General features: G+C 69.9%; 4 protein-coding genes. 2 read left to right on the top strand and 2 right to left on the bottom strand.

Annotated elements, in window-relative coordinates:
• Both IY392_RS15185 and IY392_RS15180 read right to left on the bottom strand, forming a co-directional pair.
• Positions 1 to 473, bottom strand: a 473-nt coding sequence (locus IY392_RS15185; protein WP_375292922.1) for a TRAM domain-containing protein, incomplete at its 3' end; no start/stop codon positions are given.
• The gene (locus IY392_RS15180) at positions 470 to 2,461 is read right to left on the bottom strand and encodes an APC family permease (protein ID WP_107758100.1); all 1,992 of its coding nucleotides are present in this window, start codon (positions 2,459 to 2,461) and stop codon (positions 470 to 472) included. The genes IY392_RS15185 and IY392_RS15180, both read right to left, overlap by 4 nt.
• A 113-nt stretch (positions 2,462 to 2,574) precedes the next feature.
• Here IY392_RS15180 and IY392_RS15175 point away from each other — a divergent pair, with 113 nt between their 5' ends.
• Positions 2,575 to 3,237, top strand: a complete 663-nt coding sequence (locus tag IY392_RS15175; protein WP_194861658.1) for a TrkA family potassium uptake protein — start codon at positions 2,575 to 2,577, stop codon at positions 3,235 to 3,237.
• A 91-nt stretch (positions 3,238 to 3,328) separates the two neighbouring features.
• A complete protein-coding gene (locus IY392_RS15170) occupies positions 3,329 to 3,988 on the top strand; it encodes a TrkA family potassium uptake protein (protein WP_107758101.1) in 660 nt (219 codons plus the stop codon).
• The last annotated feature ends 71 nt before the right edge of the window (positions 3,989 to 4,059 follow it).

Genomic DNA, 4,059 nt, shown 5'->3' with positions numbered 1-4,059 from the left:
CGCGCGCGTCGGACGCCCGGCACGCCGTCGTCCCCCGTCACCCACCGGGCCACCGTCCGCCACCCGGTGGTCGCACCGTCACCCGCGGGGACGTCCACGGCGACACGATCCGGAACCGACCCGATCCGCCCGATACGGCGGGCCTGGTCGGCCAGGACGACTCCCGCGAACTCCCGGGCGGCCGACGGGCCGATGTGGCTCCAGTCGCAACACCCTGCACCGGCCGCCGCCGCCGGACAGACGGGGTCGATCCGGTCGGGTGACGGTTCGAGCACGCGGGTCACGGTTCCGCGGCAGAATGCCCGCCCGGGGTCGTCGTCGATCACCACCTCGGCCAGTTCCCCCGTGATCCCGCCGCGGCAGAACACCACTCGTCCGGAGTGCCGGGCCACGAACTCACCACCCTGCGCCGGACCCTCGATGCGCAGTCGCAGCACACGCCCCGTCCAGTCGGTCCCGGTCACCGGCGTCATCGGTCCTCCGGCGCGCCCCAGCGCCCGATGATCGGTTCGTCACGCGCCTGCTCCGCGCGGCCGTCCGACGACGACAGCTGCCACGGAACGCTGGTCACCATGACGCCCCGCTCGTATAGCAGACGGGTCTTCAGGCGCAGCGCGCTCTGGTTGTGCAGCAGCTGTTCCCACCAATGCCCCACCACGTACTCCGGGATGTACACGATCACCACGTCCCTGGGCGACTGGTCCCGCAGCCGCTTGACGTAGTCGACCACCGGTCGGTTGATCTCCCGGTACGGGGACTCCACAACCTTGAGCGGTACGGAGATGCGCCTGCGCTCCCACTCCCGCACCAGCACCCGGGTCTCCGTGGTCTCGATGTTCACCGTCAGTGCCTCGATGGTGTCCGGTCTGGTCGCCCGGGCGTAGGCCAGCGCGCGGAGGGTGGGCAGGTGGAGCTTGGACACCAGCACGACGCAATGGGTGCGGCTCGGGAGCACGACCTCCCAGGAGGAGTCCTCGAGCTCACGCGCGACCGACTCGTAGTGCCGCTTGATGAGCTTCATGACCCCGAACACGGCAAGCATCGCCAGCACCGCGATGTAGGCGCCCGCGAAGAACTTGGTGCCCATGACGATCACCAGGACACCCGAGGTGAGCACGAAGCCGACCCCGTTGACCGCGCGGGCGCGCTGCACCCGACGTCGGACCGCCGGGACCTCTTCGCTCTCCAGTCGCCGTGTCCAGTGACGGACCATCCCGAGCTGGCTCAGGGTGAACGCCACGAAGACGCCCACGATGTAGAGCTGGATGAGCACGGTGACCTGGGCGTCGAAGGCCACCACGAGGACGATCGCCGCGATGGCGAGCAGGACGATCCCGTTGGAGAAGGCGAGGCGGTCGCCGCGCGTGGCGAGCTGCCTCGGGAGGTACTTGTCCCGCGCGAGGACCGAGGCGAGCACGGGGAATCCGTTGAACGCGGTATTGGCCGCGAGCACCAGGATGAGCGTGGTGATGGTCATGATCACGTAGAAGGCGACCGGGAGTCCGGCGAAGACGGGGTCGGCCAGCTGCGCGATCATCGTCTTCTGGTGATAGTCCTCCGGGGCGCCGATCAGTTGGGCGGCCGGGTCCTCCGCGATCTGGACCCCGAGTTTGTTCGCCAACACGATCAGACCGAGCAGGAACGAGATCGACACCACCCCGAGCATGACCAGGGTCGTGGCGGCGTTCCGGGCCCGGGGACTGCGGAACGCGGGTACGCCGTTGTGGATGGCTTCCACTCCGGTCAACGCGGCACACCCCGAGGCGAAGGACTTGGCCACCACGAACGCGAGGGCGAGCCCGGCGACGGCCACCCCGTCGGGCGTGACGAGTTCGAAGTCCGCGGACTCCGCCCTCAGGTCACGATCCAGAACGTCCACCTGGAACAAGCCCCACACCACCAGTGTGGTCATGGCCGCCATGAACGCGTAGACCGGGATCGCGAACATCGCTCGTGACTCCCGGATGCCCCGGAGGTTGATCGCGGTGAGCAGGACGATCGCGACGACGGCGAAGACGACCTCGTTCGAGTAGACGAACGGGATGGCGGAGCCGATGTTGGCGGCCGCCGCCGAGATCGACACCGCCACGGTGAGGACGTAGTCGATGAGCAGGGCCGCGCCGACGCCCAGTCCGGCGTTGGGCCCGAGGTTCACGGTGGCGACCTCGTAGTCACCGTCGCCGGACGGATAGGCGCGGACGTTCTGTCGATAACAGGCGATCACGACCACCATGACGACCGCCACCGCGAGGCCGACCCACGGGGTGAAGACGAGGGCCGACATCCCGGCCAACGACAGGATGAGGAAGATCTCCTCGGGGGCGTAGGCGACGGAGGACAACGCATCCGAGGCGAAGACCGGCAGTGCGATCCGCTTGCGCAACGGCGAGTCCCCTGAGGTGTCGCTGCGGAAAGGACGCCCCAGCAACAGGCGCTTGGTTCCGACGGACACCCGGGAGATCCTGGACACCGACACATCGTAGGGCTCCGCGTGCCGCAGGGACAGTTCTGCCGACGGGAGTAGCGTGATCCCACGGGTCCGCGCGTCGCGGACCGTGAGGAGCGGTACTCACCATGAGGGTCATCATCATGGGCTGTGGGCGGGTCGGGGCGGAGCTGGCGACCGAACTCGACGAGGACGGTCACGAGGTGGTCGTGATCGACCGGGACCCCGCGGCGTTCGCAAGGTTGCCCGAGCGGTTCGGCGGCCGCACCGTCACCGGACTCGGCTTCGACCGCGAGGTCCTCGTGGACGCCGGGCTCCACGGCGCCGACGCGTTCGCGGCGGTCTCCTCCGGGGACAACTCGAACATCATCGCCGCGAGGGTGGCCCGCGAAACCTACGGCGTCGAGCGGGTGATCGCCAGGATCTACGACGCCGGACGCGCCGAGGTCTACGAGAGGTTGGGCATCCCCACCGTCGCGACGGTCCCCTGGGCGACCGGCCGCCTCATCAGATACATCACGTCCGGTTCGAGCCCGGTGGTCTGGCGCGATCAGACCGGTGAGGTCTCGCTTGTCGCGGTGGTCCCTCCCCCGGTGTGGGTCGGGGCCACCCTCGCCTCCCTGGCCGGGACCGTCGGTGGCACCGCGGTCGCCCTCACCCGTTTCGGCGAATGCCGGGTCCCCGATGGCGACACTCTCGCGCAGGCGGAGGACCTGATCCACCTGGCCGTGCCCTCCGCCGTGGTGGACGATCTCGACGACATCGTGAAGCGAGGACCAGCTGATGACTGACCGGCCCGTCGGCGGAGACCCGGTCCCCGACTACGCGGACGGCGCGGGCCTGTTGGACCGCGCCTCCACCCGCACGTTCCATGCCTCCACCATGCGGGTGCTGGTGGCCGGCGCCGGCGTGGTGGGGCGATCCATCGCCCGCGAGCTCCTGGCCAATGACCACCACGTGACGCTCGTCGACCGACGCCCGGCCGTGTTCGACCGCGACTCGGTCACCGGTGCCCGGCAACTCGTGGGGGACGCGTGCGAGCTCAGCTTCCTCGAACGGCTCCGGGCCGAGGAGTCCGACGTGGTGGTCGCTGCCACCGGCGACGACAAGGTGAACCTGGTCGTGAGCCTGCTGGCCAAGACGGAGTTCGCCGTGCCCCGGGTGGTCGCCCGCGTCAACGACCCGCGGAACGAGTGGCTGTTCGACGACCGCTGGGGGGTCGACGTGGCCGTCTCGACGCCCCGGCTCATGGTTTCGGTGGTCGAGGAGGCCGTCGCCGTCGGTGACGTCGTGCGGCTGATGACCCTGCGTCGCGGCGGTGTCAACCTGGTGAGCGTGACGCTGCCGGACCAGACCCCCCTCGCGGGCAGGCCCGTCTCCCGCGTCCGGCTCCCCCGCGACGCGGCGCTGGTGGCCGTCCTCCGGGGAGGCAGGGTGATCACTCCCGAACCCGACGTCCCGTTCGAGCCCGGTGACGAACTGCTCGTCGTGGCCCCCGAGACGGCCGAGGAGGATCTGAGCATCGCGATCCTCGGCGGCTGACACCCGTTGACTCCCGCTCGAGCGTCCCGCCCGGCAGCCGCGTCCGGGCGCGCTGGTCAGTACCCGCGGTC

It is taken from the genome of Dietzia sp. SYD-A1, from assembly GCF_015356725.1.
In the GTDB taxonomy this organism is placed as follows: domain Bacteria; phylum Actinomycetota; class Actinomycetes; order Mycobacteriales; family Mycobacteriaceae; genus Dietzia.
Note: the sequence above shows the minus strand (reverse complement) of the source record. Positions and strands in the feature narration are given on the sequence as shown.